Raw genomic sequence first — 14,544 nt, 5'->3', positions numbered from 1 at the left:
ACCAATAACCACTATTGAAACAGTGCCAAGTCAATGACCCAAAACAAGAGGAAATATGCACGCCAGACTATAATGAAGAAGAAAAAATAAAATGTACGAATGGAGAGTACCTTGAATAAACTGAATACAATAATACTGTCGGCCACCTTGGCCTTCCCTTTTTCTACTTCACTTGTGCATGCACAAGGAATGGGCGAGGCAAATGTCAATCCGTGGCAAGAGTGTGGTGTCGGCGCTATGGTTTTCCCCAATAATGGCGCTGCATCTGCAATCTCGAATATTGTTTGGGACCTGGGTACAACAGCGGTAAGTTCAGCCCTGTCCAGTCCTGATCAGTGCCAAGGTTCAACGATTCAGGTCGCAGCGTTTGTGGCACGCGGATATGATCACATTTCACGCGAAACAGTTGTTGGTGACGGCGAGTATCTGCGAACTTTGATGGATGGGCTCAACTGTGATCCAGCCATTCAAGCAGCGCTTCTCGCTGATGTTCGTGACGATTTTGCTGCTCAGTTACAAGATGCCGAACACGCAGCTAAAGATGACAACGCAAAGGCGGAAGCATATTTCCTTAGTCTGCGTGATGTTGTGCAAGTAAACTATTCGGATAGTTGCGAAACATTCTAATCAAGCAGATCAATCATGATTAACTGGGATCAGGCGGCCGCGGTCGCCTGATTATCTTTGGAGGATTAGTTTTTGATATCAATCAAGTTACCGGTGCTTCTTCTGGTATTTTGCGTGGTATTTGCCTGGCAAACCAGCAATGCATCTCCCCATTCTCTGAAGAATATCAACCATCTTAATGACCTTGCCAACGATCCCCTGTGGCTCAACCTTCTACAGTACGACGTCTCACGCGCATCGCCCCGTAGCGATATCCATCCTGGTGACTTCTTCCTGACCGCTCGCGGACACCAGGACCCAGAAGCGGAACTCCGGGCTCTCATAGATGCAGTCTATGAGCCAGTATCAGGTGATCAAGATGCACATGCCGTCTGTCGATTCCCCGCACGTGTCTTATACTTGCAAAGGGTTTTAAATTTGGATGATTTGCCAGACCTTTCGTGTCCCGATTACGATGACTGGTCAGGACATGGTCGGATTACTGGTGCAACGCTCATTTTTGCGTCCGGGAGCTTGGGCGACCCAGCAACCTTTTATGGTCATATTCTGTTAAAGTTTACAAGCAACGCTACATTTAGTGGGAATACACCGCGTCAGACAAGCCGCAGCAGCTTGTTAGATGCATCTCTCAACTATGGTGCCGTTGTTCCCAAAAACGAAAATGCTGTAGTCTATGTTGTCAAAGGGCTGATTGGCGGTTATTCGTCCACATACACCAACGTCGAGTACTATGCGCAACGTGGCAATTATGTGCACAGCCAGGATCGCGACTTGTGGGAATATGAGCTGAACCTGACGCAAGATCAGTTGGAGCTATTGGTCGCGAGTAGTTGGGAGCTATACCAGCAGGAGAACACCTACTACTTTCTTTCAAAAAACTGTGCATACCGTTTTGCTGAGCTAATAGCATTGATCACTGAGCAGGATGTAAATTTTCAAGGGAAACCATGGGCGCTACCTCTCGATGTTTTCATCGATCTCGACGAAATGCAGGGATCCAATGGCTTACCGTTGATTGCCAACATCAAGAGAATACAAGCTCCAACCACTCGATTCTTGAGTGCATATGGAGCTTTAGACGATGAGCAACAGGCGGCATTAGAGTTGTCTATTCGCTCAGCGTTAGATATCGATCAACCCTACCTGCCTGCACCTTATTTTGGACGTTCCAATATATCCGACGAGGATCGTACCGAGGTGGTCGAAGCCGGTTTGCACTACATAGCAATGATGCGCGCGCAAGATGAAAATGGTGACGCAATTGAAGACATTGAAAGCCTTGACAGAGCGTTCCTCTTACAAAGGATAAATTTGCCAGCAGGCGATACTGGTATTGGCTTGAGCGCTGATACGCGGCCGCCACATGAAGGACACCGCACCTCAACAGCACAGATTTCTTACCTCAACAACAACCGTCTTGGTGGTGGAATTGAATTGCGTCTAAGACCGGTTCTAACCGACTTTCTTTCTCTGTCAGCAGGTGGGGTGCCATTCTCAGAGCTTTCTATGGGAGATGTAAGCTTCATCTTGCGGGGTGGGGTGGCGAGGCTCCAGGCACTTGATGCACTGCGGATCACCGCAATTTCTACGCGCAAGACTCAGCTTTCTTACGAATACAAACCATCTTGGAGGCTGCTGTTCGGAGCTGAAAGCCAGAGTCTCGCCAAGGATGGAGATGTAGTTGCACTAGCTGAGTTCGGCTACGGACACTCTTTTGCGCCAACAACAAATACCGCGCTATATGGAATGGTTGAAGGTCGAGTAGATACCGGACCTGATTCCGTAAGGGCCGGCTTCAGTATTGGCGTGTTAGCGCGAGTAGATGACTGTGTGCAAATGATGTTGTCTGCACGCGGTCTCTCCCCAATCCAAAACTATGAACGGGTAACGCTCCGATCTGACTTCGTACTTCGGATCGGGGATCAACGCGAAAGTGATTTTAGGTTAATATCGAGGTACGAAAATGATGACCTCTCAGGCCAAACTATGGAATTCGGGCTGAGTTACTCCCGGCATTTCTAGGTTGCCAACTTGGGGTGTAAGTGTCACTTCAAATACTCAAATATCAAATGTCCTTTTAAGTGAACGTCTGACTAGTCGTAACCAGGTGCTCGGCTCCGGTAACCTGAGTATGTGCCGTGATCCAAGACACGTCTAAACTACGTCCCTAGTGAGGTGTCTTATGCGGTAACAGTCCGGTAAAGGCGGTGACCTCTGATCAATCATCCCTGCTTTGTTGTTTTTGGTCGACGCATTCTTCCACTTCGCGGAGATTGCCATTCAATACGGTTGAGCAAAGAAGTGCAGCGGTTGGGTGACCCTGTACGTGCGCGACATAGTGCGCTCGGTAATTTGTCATCACGCAACTTGTGACGTTGAACCAGTAGTTGTCCAGAGGAGCGCCAAACCGACACAGATATGTGACCCGATCAATAAAATCTGTTCCAAAGGAACCCGTCTCGCGCATTTCGAGGTATTTTTCGTACTCTCGCTTCTGCCAGTCTAAGCAGGTTTCGATTTCTTCATCTGTCTTCCAGAGCGTTGCACAACCTTGGCGGACGAAGTCATTGTCGAACTCGACAATCCTGGAGTCTGCGGCATGTACAGGAGTTGTGGCGGCAATGAAGATCGCGCTTGCGAGAAGCTTTAATGGAGGGCTTTGATACATTTATTCTATCTCTGGCTGATACATAAATCGCCACGACATCAATTCATCGATGCGATTGATCTTGTGATCCGGCAGGCGTTCAAGCACCCATGTGAGCCATGCTTCCGGATCAACACAGTTCATCTTGGCGGTTTCGATGAGCGTGTAGGCGATGGCCGCTGCTTTGCCGCCGCCGGAGCCCATGAACAGATAGTTTTTGCGGCCCAAAGCAATCGGGCGAATGCTGCGCTCACAAATGTTGTTGTCCAGTTCCAAGCGCCCATCGCTGAAATAAGCGCGGGCTTTGGGCATACGGTTCAGGGCATAGCGGATTGCCTCGGCCAATTTAGTTTTGCCCAAAATTTTGGGTAGCTGGGCTTGCAACCACGCTTCCAGATCATCGAAGATCGGTTCTTGCCGCAGGGCGACACGTTCTTCCGGCGATTTACCTCGTACTTCCTTCTCAACAGCATACAGTTCCGCGATCTGCGTGATGGCATGTTTGGCGATGTCCGCGCCGGTGCGCTCGACCTCGTCCACAAACTTGCGGCGGACATGCACCATGCACGCTTGTTCGCTAGCTTTGTCTTTGCCGAACAACCCATTGAAGCCTGTAAAGCCGTCTGCATGCACGGTGCCGGTATAGCCGGAGAGGTGATTGACCGGGTGTTCGCCCTTGCGATCCGTGCTGAACTGATACCACGCACAGGGCGGGGCATTCCCACCCCATAGGCGCTCATCGCGCACATAACTCCAGAGCCGCGCAGTCTGAGTCCTCTTTGGCTTCAGTTTGCTTTGCAGTTTGACCGGCGTGTCGTCGGCAAAGAGTGCAGGGCCCGCCCTGACCAGCTTGCCGATATGATCAGCCAGTGGTTCCGGCAAGGCCGTGCTGCGCCCCACCCAATCGGTCAGCGTGGAGCGGTGCAGATCGACCTTCTCACGAGCGAAGATTTTGGATTGCCGATCCAGCGGCAGATGATCGCAATATTTGCCGACCAAGACGTGGGCCAGAAGGCTCGGGCTGGGGCGGCCTCGTTCAATCGGGCGCGATGGCAGCGGAGCCTGAGTGAATGCCTCACAGCATGTGCAAGTCATGCGGGGGCGGATGATCCGGCGCACAACAAAGCGGCCTGGAATGTACTCCAACTCCTCAGTGATGTCCTCGCCGATCTGGCGCAAAGATCCGCCGCAATTGTCGCATTCCTCCCCGACAGACAAAACCTCGTCTTGTCGGTCCAGATGGTTGGGCAAGGGTTTGCGGCTGTGCTGGCGTTTGGACGGCGTGCTATCAGCCTCAGCTGGTTCGCTCTTCTGCGCTTCAGCTGCAACTGCGATCTCGACGTCTTCCGCCAGATCGAAAACCAGTTGAACCAGGCTCTCGGATTTGGAACCGAACCGCGCCTTGCAATGGCCATGAAGTTCGGCCTTCAGCTTCTCATTTTGGTAGGTCAGCGATTGCACCTCAGCCATCAAACGCTCACTGACGACTCGCAGTTCAGCAGGGTCTTTCGGCAAGGGTTTGAGGGCGTCCAACATGAATCCGAATGTAATCCATTGCAGCACAAAGGTGAATCGCCAAACGCCAGATCGCACCAGTAAACTGGTCTATCCGATGCTCAAGGGACGCCAGGTCTTCTGAGGCATGCGCCAGTCGATCCCCTCAAGCAGTATGGACCTGTCGCGTTTTTGTGCCGCTCCAAGTGCTCGTTTAAACCACTTTCCGTTCGAAGGCGACGGGACTTTTCCAGCCCAGTGCTGAGTGTCGGCGGCGCGGATTGTAGAAGCCGTTGATGTATTCGAAGATGGCCGCTTCAGCCTGCCGTCGGGTTTGCCATGACCGCCGCCAGATCAGCTCAGCTTTGATCGTTTTGAAGAAGGTCTCGACGGCGGCGTTATCATAGCAATTGCCTTTGCCGCTCATCGACACTTTGAAGTCATGTTGGCGCAGGATCTTCTGATAATCGTGGGAACAGTATTGGCTGCCACGATCCGTGTGGTGGATGCAGTCCTTCGGTGGTGATCTGAAGGCGATAGCCATTCTCAGCGCCCTGATGGCCAGGTCTCGCTTCATCCGATTGCTAACAGCCCAGCCAATCACACGGCGGGAATGCAAGTCCAGAATGACGGCGAGATAAAGCCAGCCTTCACGGGTCCAGACATAGCTGATGTCACCAGCCCATGTCTTGTTCGGCTGATCCGCTGTGAAGTCCCGATCCAGTAGGTTGGGCGCGATATTGAACTTGTGATCGCTGTCTGTCGTGACCTTGTGCTTGCGTGTTCTCAACACGGATATGCCGTTCTGGCGCATCAGGCGACCAACGCGACGATGCCCCACAGCCAAACCAATTTCCTTCAACTCTTCAGTCATGCGCGGCCTGCCATAGCTGCCCAAACTGAGGCGTGACTGTTCTTTGATATGCGCCAGCGTGACCAGATCAGACCGCTGTCTGCGACTGGCAGGGCGGCTGCGGAAGGCACGCAGACCGCGTGCGCTGACACCGACGACATCGCATAACCGGTTGGCTGGAAAGCTGGCTCTGTGTTCTTCGATAAACCTAAATCTCATTGCTTTAGGCCCGCGAAGAACTGGGTGGCCTTTTTTAGGATTTCCCTCTCCTCCTTGAGGAGCCGGATCTCCGTCGAAGTCGCTCATTCTCTTGAGCGAGGCTCAAATCCTCTTTGGAAACCACGTCTGTATCTCGGTGCGCTGTGATCCATTTGTTCAGCGTGGACATCCCGACACCTAGATCATCAGCCACCTGCTTGCGTGTTAGCCCACTGGTCAATGCGATACGCACCGCATCTTGCCGGAATTCGGCCGTCCGTTTCAGTCCCATAGTCAGTCTCCTTTGCTGCAGTAGATGCTATCAAAGGAGCGGCATCAAACCGTGACAGGTCCAGTATCGACAACTGTGCCGCTGTCACGCTGACTTTGCCATCCTTGGCGGCAGGCCAAACGAAGCGCCCAAGTTCTAGGCGCTTGCTGAACAGGCAGGCTCCCTGGCTGTCCCACCAAATAATCTTGAGAAGATCACCGCGCCGCCCTCGGAACACGAACAGATGGCCGGAATAGGGATCAAGTTCCAGAACCCTCTCGGCTTGCGCGGCCAGCGTATTGAACCCGCGCCTCACGTCCGTAACCCGGCGGCCAGCCACACGCGCGTGTTCGACGGCACCGGGATCAAGGTATCAGCCCTTCCACCAGCACCAGAACAGCAGACAGGGACGTTGTACCTTCCACCAGAATACGGCGGCGGCCATCGGACAGCGTGATGTCCACACGTTGCGCTGAAACTAGCTCGATCAATGCCGGGGCAGAAACGCGCATATCGGAATGGGACGGCACAGGCATTGCACCCTCAATCTCTATTGGAAGAAAATCGGAGGCTTCATCAACCAGCATACAATCCTCGGCGCAATCTGGGGCAAAACGAGGGTCGCGAATCCACTTGTGGATCAGATTGGTGTTCATCGAATACCGCCGCGCTACCTGCGCAACCGATACTCCTGGCGCCCGCGTCTGGCCGCAAATCGAACGCTTCTCGTCATCAGACCAAAACCGTTTCTTCTGACCCTTCTTGCCCGCCATAGAATACCCAAAGATGTCCACTATCGATGGTGGACATTATCAAACACTCCATCACGCCGTCAGAGCGGGGAAGCCGGACGGATACCTTATGCGCGTGTGGCGAGGATCCCAATATGCTGGAAGTAACCGCCAACAACGACGGACGACCTAAGCTGCGTAAAGGTCTTCAGACTCGATAATAGAGCGGATGAGGCTATCACGGACAAACTTCGTTCATATGGTGCCGCCAAGCGTGAGATCGCGCCGGGGTTGGATCATTGGTCGCACAAAGGCCTCAACAATCGAGCTGAAAACAGTCATCTCCCGTTCCGAAAGCGGGAAAGGACGATGCAAGGCCATCGCTCTCCAGGAGGGTTGCAAAGGTTCGTGGCGACTCATTCAGCAATCCGCAATTGTTTCAGCGTCCCCGCTCGCCGCCGCTCCGCCTTAACAATCCGATATCACCGCCTCGAGGCATTTGACGCTTGGAGTGCTGCCACACAGGCCGCTTGCAATCCGAAAACCAGAATCTCTATGTGGATCACGGGTTGACGTGACAACACCCAGCCAACAGATTCTCGACGTTAGCTGTGCTCAACGCAAAGCGATAGTATAAACCAAAACCGCATAGGCTGTGATCTCTCGAGGAAAGCGAAAACCCTTCAGGCGCGGCATAATCGTAGGGATGTGCATACGCACGAAATAGCGAAATCTCGCCGCCATAACAAACTGGCAATATCCGCCTGCCAGTTGAAATTGTGCAAAGAACAGAGATGTCTGCATCGGGATGTTGGACGCTCATTCATTTTGGCCATGTCCTCAGCACTTCGAGCAGCGCCTTGCGGTTGCTCTCGGACATGCCGTTCCAGCCCATTAGCAGTTCATAAGTTTCGCGCCGCGCCAGCAGGTCATCGCTGGCCCGCTTCTCACCCGGTTTCAATCCTTCGAAAAAGTAGTCGACCGGAACACCCAAGGCTTTGGCTATGTCCCATAGCCGGGAGGCGGATATGCGGTTTTGTGCGGTCTCGTACTTCCGCATCTGCTGCCATTTCACCCCGACCATTTCGGCCAGCGCAACCTGGCTGATGCCAACCTGTCTCCGTCTCTGACGCAGACGTTCACCTACATGAACATCTTCGGGCTGTGCCTCTCGCCCGGTCGTCGATGGACCGTTTTTCATGTGTGGTTTCATTTGCTCTTTTCCTTCGTTGTCAAATCAGGGCTTGGACGGAAATTCAGGTGTTTCATCAGTGACTGCGGGGTTGTGCGTTCCCTTGTCCGAACAAAACCTGTATTCAGCGTCACTCTAAAAACTCACCCAGGAGTGCCTCGGTGTGGGTTTTCAGAAACTTGTCGAGTTCCTGTTTGACCCAGCGAAAGTCTTCCGGTCTGTGCTCCATCTGGTCGATCAGAAATGCCTCGAGCAGAATCTTGCGCCGCGTGTCGTCTTTACGCTGTCGCTTGCTGATGGTTGATTTCACGTCGTTCATGGTTTCCTCCAATCCTCTGAGTTGCGAGATTCGGGTAGCCCGTTAGGAATACCTTGACGACCTGATCGCTGTGAAAAGGCTGCTTGTGGTGCAACATCAGACCCGCATCCGCAAACAGCCGAATACGCCTGCTTAGCTCTCGGGTGCCGGCCGCTGTGCACGGATCCGCTTCAGAACCCCGGCAGAAAAAGTGATCGAAGACCAGGGGGCGCGTGCCGGATGTGTTGGGATCGGTGACTTCGGTGGGTGCAGCCTCGTCTTGAGGGTGCGGTCGAACCGGGCATTCCATCCAGCACCCATTGGTTTCAGGCGCAGAGAGAGTGATACTGACAGTCCGTTCCGGCGCGATGGCAAAGCGGGCCTGGAGACCTTTCAATTTGGTCGTTTCTTCGCTGCCCTGCAAGGCTGAGACCGGACCGCTCCAGCCATCGCTGTCGTAGCTCAACTGGTGTTCTGGCGGCAGCAGTTTTTCCACCCAACGCCGCAGCGCGCTGCGCAGGCAGGATAGTCCGGCCCTGATTTTAGACCGGGCCCTGTTCATTGCTTTGCTCTCCCGGCAGGCATCAGCACAAGCATTGTTTTCCGGGCTTCCGAATGAAATACGGGGACTGACAGCAGCCGTTCGAACTGCGCCCCGATCTTGCGACGCAGGCGTCCAACGGGCAGCGGTTCGGTCCAGTGATCATTGGCGATGGTGACGATGGTCTGCGGGCGGAGCTGCAAAACCTCGGTCCAGCGCCAAAGACTGAAGGCTTCAAAACAGGCCAGAAATGCCGGTGTATGGCTGGAGTGCGGCCCATCCATCAGCCACAGCCCTCCGGTCAATCCGGGAATACCCGTGCGTGCCGCATAAGTAATGTCCGGGGTCGGACAGGTCTTATCGCTGAACTCCCAGATCTGGACCTGCCCGGTTTCGACATCCTGAACGCCAATATAAACGGTGATATCGCGCATCCTGACGCGTCGGCACCATCGGGCGACAGCGCCCGCATCATCGGACCGGATAAGGTTCTCACCCGTTATGTAGGAATGACCCGACCGCATCCGCCGCTCGAGCGCATCGTTGTATCCATATTCCGTGACCGCATTGAGATCCGCGATGTCGAGGGTGTGATAGCGTGGACCCTCCGCCATTTCCGGTCGTGAGAGCCCGGTCAGATCGTACACTGTGTTGCCAAGTATGATGACCAGCAGAAGGATAACTGCACGGGGCCAGGTCCGCGAGGTACCCTCAACCAGGATCACAATGAGGACCAGGGCAATTATCCCCTGAAGCCCTGTGCCGGGCAGTACCGAACCAGCGACGAGCAGCGGATTACCGGGGACAAAGTGGACCGGCAGCAACAGGAAAGACGCCAGGCCCACCCCCATCCCTGCATAGAGGAGCGCAACAAGACACGTGCCCAGTATCCCGGCAAGGATCACGGCAGCTGCGGGATAACCCAGGTTCCAGAGGCCCCAACAACTGATTGCCGCAATCCAGCCGAAGTATCCCGCCACCCAGAGGAACCGGCTGACCCTGTCATTCGCGCAGATGGCAAAGATGAAAGGCAACACCGCAACAGCAAAGCTCACACCCGGAGCAAAAAATCCAATGCAGACCAGGGCGGCAGACACGGGCAGAACGAAGGCCCGGTTCATATGCCCTATACCCAGAGATGTATCCCATAAGCGTGCTGTGATGGCCATGTTGGTTACTCCATCGCGTAAGGATCGATGACCCAGGTTTGAGGGACGGTTCTGTTCCCTGCCGCCTGAGCAGCTTGGCGCATGGCGTTGCGGATCCGCACGTAGCGTGGTTTGGCGATCCGGGGGGTAGATGTTTCCCCTGGCCCGCCGGTTTCCCGGGCGATCCGGGTCGGTTTGGTGCTGAAGGGTTGGCCATTCAGCATGGCCAGCACGTTTGCGGGTGTGGTGCGGGCCTTGTTGTTCGCAATTCCGTGGTAGGCAGACAGGCCTTTCCTGGGCCCGGACACCAGCGGCAGGGCGGCCCTGTTGGCGACCTCCGGCGAAGTCGACCCATTGCGATACCCAGTGCTACGCAAAAGGTGCAGGACAAGCCGGTCTTGTGTGCGGGGGCTGTAAATGTCGTCGACGGACACTACCCCCTGGTCGACCATGTTGCTCAGTGTTCCGCGGATCACCTGGTAGCGCCCGGCGGCAGTGGAGACGGATGTTCTGGATGCCAGGCGCTGCCATTCGAGGACTTCCCCGACCGTCATCGTGGTGATCGGCCTGGGCGGCTGAACCGAAACCCCGGAGTAGACCTGGTCATACCCTTTCGGAGCTTCAAGTGTTCCGATCAGCTCCAGCATTGTCCGTTCGGTGCAGGCCATGGCACCGAAGGCACAGAACCACAATGGAACAGCCAGTGCGACCCGAAGCAGAGGAAGAAGAAACGCTTTCCGGTTCATCTCTGTGCTGCCCTCCATTCCCATGGAGGTTGCATCGTGCCGATCCAGACACCGCGCTGGTCTTCCCGCGCCCGGACTTCCCTCGCAACATAGGCCCGTGAATACTCCCGGTAGGCCATGGCCCAGCCCCGTTCCACCATCCAACCGCCCGCGTCCCGACCGTCCACATGGCAGGTTGCGATAAGGCGTCCAAACGGATCTTCTCCCGACCCCACGCATTCAACGGTCCTGCCCGCCAACAGACGGCCAAGCGCGGCCCGGGCAACGGCGCCACAGCGCCATTCCATGCCACTTGGTGTAATGCAGGGCTGATCCAGTTCGGGGGCGTCGATCCCGGCGATGCGGATGCGCTGACCGCCGATCTTCAGCGTATCACCGTCGATCGCCCATGCGCCGCCCCGGATGTTTTTGCCGTTTTCCTGTTCTACGAACAGAAACGACAGACCCCGCAGAAGATTGGGTGCAAAGCCCTGCCCTCCGATCAGCAGGAAACCCGCGATACCTGCCAGGATCATCAAGAATCCGGGCAACCGCCTCATGGGGTGTATCCTTCGAGGTAGAAATCCCGTTCGGTCTGGGCGTTGAGTATGGTTCCGGCCCGGACCGCGAATGTTGGCCCCTGGGACAGGGTGTTCCCGAAATACTGATCGGCCAGAGTGCCCACGGCGGTGCCCGTGGCAATGCGGGCGGTCTCGGCAATATCCGAATTGGTCGTATCTTTGCGACCGATATTCTGCGCGGTGCTGATCAAGGCCGTTCCAAGGACAGCGGTGAAGAACCCTGTGCGGCGGCGACCCTTGATCCCACTGGCCCCGTCTGCATCCACGCCCCTGGCCTGTTCGAAATCGAGCGCGACACCATTTGGAAACAGAATCCGTGTCCAGGTAATGGACAGGCGTCTCTGCCCGGGCCACTGCAGGGAGTAGCTGTCAATGCCCGAAGTGGGGGCCGCGAGTGCTCTCACGCCATTCCAATTGCCAGGTGCTACTCCGCTCATGTAGAACGGCAATACTCTCGACCGTGTTTGTGCGCGTTTTGATGACTTCGAAATGTTGATTGGCGCGTCCTTGCGCATTGATCCGCTGGGACGCAGCGCGGCTATTAACCGTGTAGCTGAACATCCGGTTAAGATCGGCCCTGAGAACCTCGATATCGGTTGGAAAAGAGCGCCACCGGGACACGAAATCCTCCAGCTTGACCACTGGCACCGACCGGTGTTGATCACTAGGTCCGCTACCAGTAGCGCAATCAGCAGGTCTATTGCGGCTTCCTGAATGCCCTCGGAATACTGGATCAAGATCAGCTTCAAATCATCAAGCATTCCATCCGCAGCCGATGTGTCACCGGGTGGTGAAGATTGCGCCAACACCATATCCGGCGAGACCAGAAGGCAGGCCGCCAACGCCGGCAGGACGATGTCAGGAAAAGGTAGCTTCTCAGATGATATTGGGAGGTCCTCCTTCGTGAGACTTCGGCGTTGCGGACGGGTTACGGTGAGCTTGCGGGCCAGCGGTATCGGCGGTTTGGGGTGGTCAGCTGCCCCACACGGCAATCCTGATGGGTTGCCGTTTGGGGTATTCCAGCGATCCGGAGGCAAAAGCCGCAACCGCCTCTGCTGAGTCGGGATCCCCGGCCACGTAAAGAGCCACCGGATCCACCGTGTCGAGCAGAACGGCCGAGGCAATCGGGGCATCAGACTTGAGATTGAACCGCAGCGATTTCTGAAACGCCCGCTTCTGCTCGGTCAGCCGTGTGATCAGGTCCACGTCCCGCGTATGTTCGAACGGAATCCAGTTGGACGTCACCAGCATCATTCCGATCTCCTGCAGAACCGGATACCGGGATTTGGATATGCTGAAACTGGCAATCACGATCGGATGACTGCCTTCAACAAATTCAGACAGATAAAGCCGCTCGGCAAACACGGTGTTGAACCGGTGGGTGATGTCCTCATCAGCAAAAAAAGGGCAGCCCGGCGCATGCTTGAAGATGAACTTCGCCCCCAAGGACGTTGGTTCATGCGTCTTGTATTCCGCAATCAGGAGGCCGAGCGGCGCTGGCCCGCCTTTGCCGGGGCGAAGACGCGCAAACAGAGCATTGCGCCGGGCGGCGATCTCGTCCTTGTCGTCAACCCGGAAAAACTCGGGCACATAGAGAATGCGGGCAAGATCCTGTCCCTTAACGACCTTGCCCGCTGCGGCCCGCTCCAATGCGGAGGGGACAACGCCCCAGAAGCGTTTTCCCTCCATCGCCGGATACCACTTGCCCAGGTCCGCCTCGTGCCAGAGATAATGCAACAGGCTGGTGATGGTCAGCTTGTACGGGGACTGCTTTACCTCGGTAGACGGCTGGCCAGTCAGCTCCGGCATTGCGCGGGCCTTGCCTATTTTCTTCAGGGGAAAACCCAGCCGGATCGTGGTGGTCCCATCCTCGGGCGATTCCGTAATCGCGGAGCCTTGCACCTGGGCCAGGCCGGAAAGTTCGCCGGGGGGCAGGTAAGATGTGCATTCCGGCGCATGTTCATGACCTGTTTCCGGCATTCGTTTGACGATGAAGCGACCGTTGACCGCGGCCACATACATCTTCGGATAGGGCACCCGGCAGCGGCATTCTACACGTTCGCCTTTCCGGTGGGCGCGGGCCAAAGCGGCTTGACCTTCCGGGCTCTCAACATTTAGCACGGTATTTCCAAGATGGAGGGTCAAGGGCTTGGCCTCCTGACAGGGGGGACCCGCTTTCCCTTTGCATCGAGAGGATCAGAGGGGAGGCGGTAATCCTCCGGCAGCGATCTGCAATAGCGCATGTCCGACAACCCGTAACGGAGTAACAGCTCCTCGATGTCATCGACCGCCTGCAAGCGCTGCCAGCGACTTTTGACGGTAATGCGGTTGCGTTCGAGTTCTCCGGCGATAATGGCGAAGCGCTTCCCCTGCGCCCGTTCGGTCAGCAGGTAGTAATCATCAGCCGAAGACCAGAGCGGGTTCAGGAGACCGGAAAAGCGATCTTCGTCCGACATTGGTTTGCCGGGGGGTGCCAAACCTATCGGGTTCATTGACACGGACCTCCTGTCCCCGGGATTCATCGGAGAGGTTCACCTGGTGGGCCCATTCGGGTGGTTGAGACACCGTTTCAAGCACCCAACCCACGAGGCTGGCATAAGCCATTTCTCCCATCGCTGTTTTCCGGCTAGAGAGCGATCGCGCGATGTCTGAAGGCGTCATGTCGAACTGCAGGAGCAACGAGATCAGGACGCACATGTCCTGCATGTGATACTCAAGGTCGCTGCCGGATTTGAAACCTTCGCAGTAGAACACCTCACGGGGCTTTAACGGCGATCGCGGATGATAGCCCACAGAGATAAAGGCCGTATGCCCCTGCGGCGTCTCAACACGCCGGGTCTCCGTCAGGCGGCGGTCCGGAAGAGCTTGGCGGGTCCGGCTCATTTTCCGAGTTCCAGAATATCATTGATGGTGCGATAATTGTCGTTGGCCCGATAAGCTTCGATGCTCTCCTGGATCATTAGCTCCCCCTCCCGCTGGGCTCTTTCATTGCGGTCGAGTTCCGCCGTAAGACGGCCGAGTTGCATGTAAATCCCGATACAGACCGCCAGGGCCATCAGGCTGAAGACCAAAGCGATCAATCCGTTCAGGTTGAATACGAACTTGCTGCTTCTTTTGCTCATTTCCCAAGCTCCAGGATTTCGTTGATGGTGCGGTGATTGTCGTTGGCCTCATAAGATTCGATGCTCTCCGGGATCACCTCCTCCCCTTCTCACTGGGCGCTCTCCTTGCGGTCCAG

17 protein-coding genes and 4 pseudogenes are annotated in these 14,544 nt (G+C 55.6%); 3 read left to right on the top strand and 18 right to left on the bottom strand.

The window, feature by feature from the left end; translation table 11 throughout:
- The first annotated feature begins 111 nt into the window (after nt 1–111).
- Both ACR3ES_RS23175 and ACR3ES_RS23170 read left to right on the top strand, forming a co-directional pair.
- A complete protein-coding gene (locus ACR3ES_RS23175; RefSeq protein ID WP_170437954.1) occupies nt 112–627 on the top strand; it encodes a DUF3015 family protein in 516 nt (171 codons plus the stop codon).
- Nucleotides 628–720: 93 nt separating this feature from the next.
- Entirely contained in the window at nt 721–2,649 is a 1,929-nt protein-coding gene (locus ACR3ES_RS23170) for an Lnb N-terminal periplasmic domain-containing protein (protein ID WP_480493193.1), read from the top strand.
- A gap of 196 nt (nt 2,650–2,845) precedes the next feature.
- Here the strand turns inward: ACR3ES_RS23170 and ACR3ES_RS23165 are convergent, their stop codons facing one another.
- The 5 genes and pseudogenes from ACR3ES_RS23165 to tnpA form a co-directional block, all read right to left on the bottom strand.
- Nucleotides 2,846–3,295 carry a hypothetical protein gene (locus tag ACR3ES_RS23165; protein WP_170437958.1) on the bottom strand — a complete coding sequence of 150 codons (450 nt, stop codon included), beginning with the start codon at nt 3,293–3,295 and terminating at the stop codon, nt 2,846–2,848.
- Nucleotides 3,296–4,810, bottom strand: a complete 1,515-nt coding sequence (gene tnpC, locus ACR3ES_RS23160; protein WP_170437960.1) for an IS66 family transposase — start codon at nt 4,808–4,810, stop codon at nt 3,296–3,298.
- 172 nt (nt 4,811–4,982) lie between these two features.
- A pseudogene (locus ACR3ES_RS23155) lies at nt 4,983–6,111 on the bottom strand (IS3 family transposase).
- A 61-nt stretch (nt 6,112–6,172) separates the two neighbouring features.
- A pseudogene (gene tnpB, locus ACR3ES_RS23150) lies at nt 6,173–6,459 on the bottom strand (IS66 family insertion sequence element accessory protein TnpB); the annotation flags it as partial.
- Nucleotides 6,456–6,863 (bottom strand): IS66-like element accessory protein TnpA, encoded by a 408-nt coding sequence (tnpA, locus tag ACR3ES_RS23145; protein ID WP_170437962.1) that lies wholly within the window; start codon nt 6,861–6,863, stop codon nt 6,456–6,458. The gene tnpA and the pseudogene tnpB, both read right to left, overlap by 4 nt.
- Nucleotides 6,864–7,046: 183 nt before the next feature.
- Between tnpA and ACR3ES_RS23140 the strand changes: the two are divergent.
- Nucleotides 7,047–7,394 (top strand): annotated as a pseudogene (locus ACR3ES_RS23140) (DDE-type integrase/transposase/recombinase); the annotation flags it as partial.
- Between the two features lie 13 nt (nt 7,395–7,407).
- Here the strand turns inward: ACR3ES_RS23140 and ACR3ES_RS23135 are convergent.
- The 13 genes and pseudogenes from ACR3ES_RS23135 to ACR3ES_RS23075 form a co-directional block, all read right to left on the bottom strand.
- Nucleotides 7,408–7,535: pseudogene (locus ACR3ES_RS23135) on the bottom strand (IS6 family transposase); the annotation flags it as partial.
- A gap of 109 nt (nt 7,536–7,644) precedes the next feature.
- Nucleotides 7,645–8,034 carry a helix-turn-helix domain-containing protein gene (locus tag ACR3ES_RS23130; protein WP_480425651.1) on the bottom strand — a complete coding sequence of 130 codons (390 nt, stop codon included), beginning with the start codon at nt 8,032–8,034 and terminating at the stop codon, nt 7,645–7,647.
- Nucleotides 8,035–8,143: 109 nt separating this feature from the next.
- Nucleotides 8,144–8,332: a hypothetical protein gene (locus tag ACR3ES_RS23125; RefSeq protein ID WP_170437964.1), complete on the bottom strand. Its 189-nt coding sequence runs from the start codon at nt 8,330–8,332 to the stop codon at nt 8,144–8,146.
- The gene (locus ACR3ES_RS23120) at nt 8,292–8,873 is read right to left on the bottom strand and encodes a hypothetical protein (protein ID WP_480425653.1); all 582 of its coding nucleotides are present in this window, start codon (nt 8,871–8,873) and stop codon (nt 8,292–8,294) included. Before ACR3ES_RS23120 ends, ACR3ES_RS23125 begins: the two co-directional genes overlap by 41 nt.
- The gene (locus tag ACR3ES_RS23115; protein ID WP_170437968.1) at nt 8,870–10,021 is read right to left on the bottom strand and encodes a carbon-nitrogen hydrolase family protein; all 1,152 of its coding nucleotides are present in this window, start codon (nt 10,019–10,021) and stop codon (nt 8,870–8,872) included. The genes ACR3ES_RS23120 and ACR3ES_RS23115 overlap by 4 nt, the downstream gene beginning before the upstream one ends.
- 5 nt (nt 10,022–10,026) lie before the next feature.
- Nucleotides 10,027–10,764 (bottom strand): hypothetical protein, encoded by a 738-nt coding sequence (locus ACR3ES_RS23110; protein ID WP_480493196.1) that lies wholly within the window; start codon nt 10,762–10,764, stop codon nt 10,027–10,029.
- Nucleotides 10,743–11,285, bottom strand: coding sequence for a thermonuclease family protein (locus tag ACR3ES_RS23105; RefSeq protein WP_480425657.1), 543 nt, complete (start codon nt 11,283–11,285; stop codon nt 10,743–10,745). Before ACR3ES_RS23105 ends, ACR3ES_RS23110 begins: the two co-directional genes overlap by 22 nt.
- Entirely contained in the window at nt 11,282–11,743 is a 462-nt protein-coding gene (locus ACR3ES_RS23100; RefSeq protein ID WP_480425658.1) for a TrbI/VirB10 family protein, read from the bottom strand. Before ACR3ES_RS23100 ends, ACR3ES_RS23105 begins: the two co-directional genes overlap by 4 nt.
- Nucleotides 11,676–11,927, bottom strand: a complete 252-nt coding sequence (locus ACR3ES_RS23095) for a VirB8 family type IV secretion system protein (RefSeq protein ID WP_170437974.1) — start codon at nt 11,925–11,927, stop codon at nt 11,676–11,678. The genes ACR3ES_RS23100 and ACR3ES_RS23095 overlap by 68 nt, the downstream gene beginning before the upstream one ends.
- Nucleotides 11,928–12,278: 351 nt before the next feature.
- Nucleotides 12,279–13,451 (bottom strand): DUF1173 family protein, encoded by a 1,173-nt coding sequence (locus ACR3ES_RS23090; protein ID WP_480425661.1) that lies wholly within the window; start codon nt 13,449–13,451, stop codon nt 12,279–12,281.
- Nucleotides 13,448–13,762 (bottom strand): hypothetical protein, encoded by a 315-nt coding sequence (locus ACR3ES_RS23085; protein ID WP_480634784.1) that lies wholly within the window; start codon nt 13,760–13,762, stop codon nt 13,448–13,450. The genes ACR3ES_RS23090 and ACR3ES_RS23085 overlap by 4 nt, the downstream gene beginning before the upstream one ends.
- Nucleotides 13,707–14,189, bottom strand: coding sequence for a TSCPD domain-containing protein (locus ACR3ES_RS23080; protein ID WP_480634783.1), 483 nt, complete (start codon nt 14,187–14,189; stop codon nt 13,707–13,709). Before ACR3ES_RS23080 ends, ACR3ES_RS23085 begins: the two co-directional genes overlap by 56 nt.
- Nucleotides 14,186–14,428 (bottom strand): hypothetical protein, encoded by a 243-nt coding sequence (locus tag ACR3ES_RS23075; RefSeq protein ID WP_170437977.1) that lies wholly within the window; start codon nt 14,426–14,428, stop codon nt 14,186–14,188. The genes ACR3ES_RS23080 and ACR3ES_RS23075 overlap by 4 nt, the downstream gene beginning before the upstream one ends.
- Between the last annotated feature and the right edge of the window lie 116 nt (nt 14,429–14,544).

This window comes from Ruegeria sp. B1 (genome assembly GCF_056535885.1).
The sequence above is the reverse complement of the archived record's forward strand: the minus strand, read 5'-3'. Positions and strand labels throughout refer to the sequence as shown.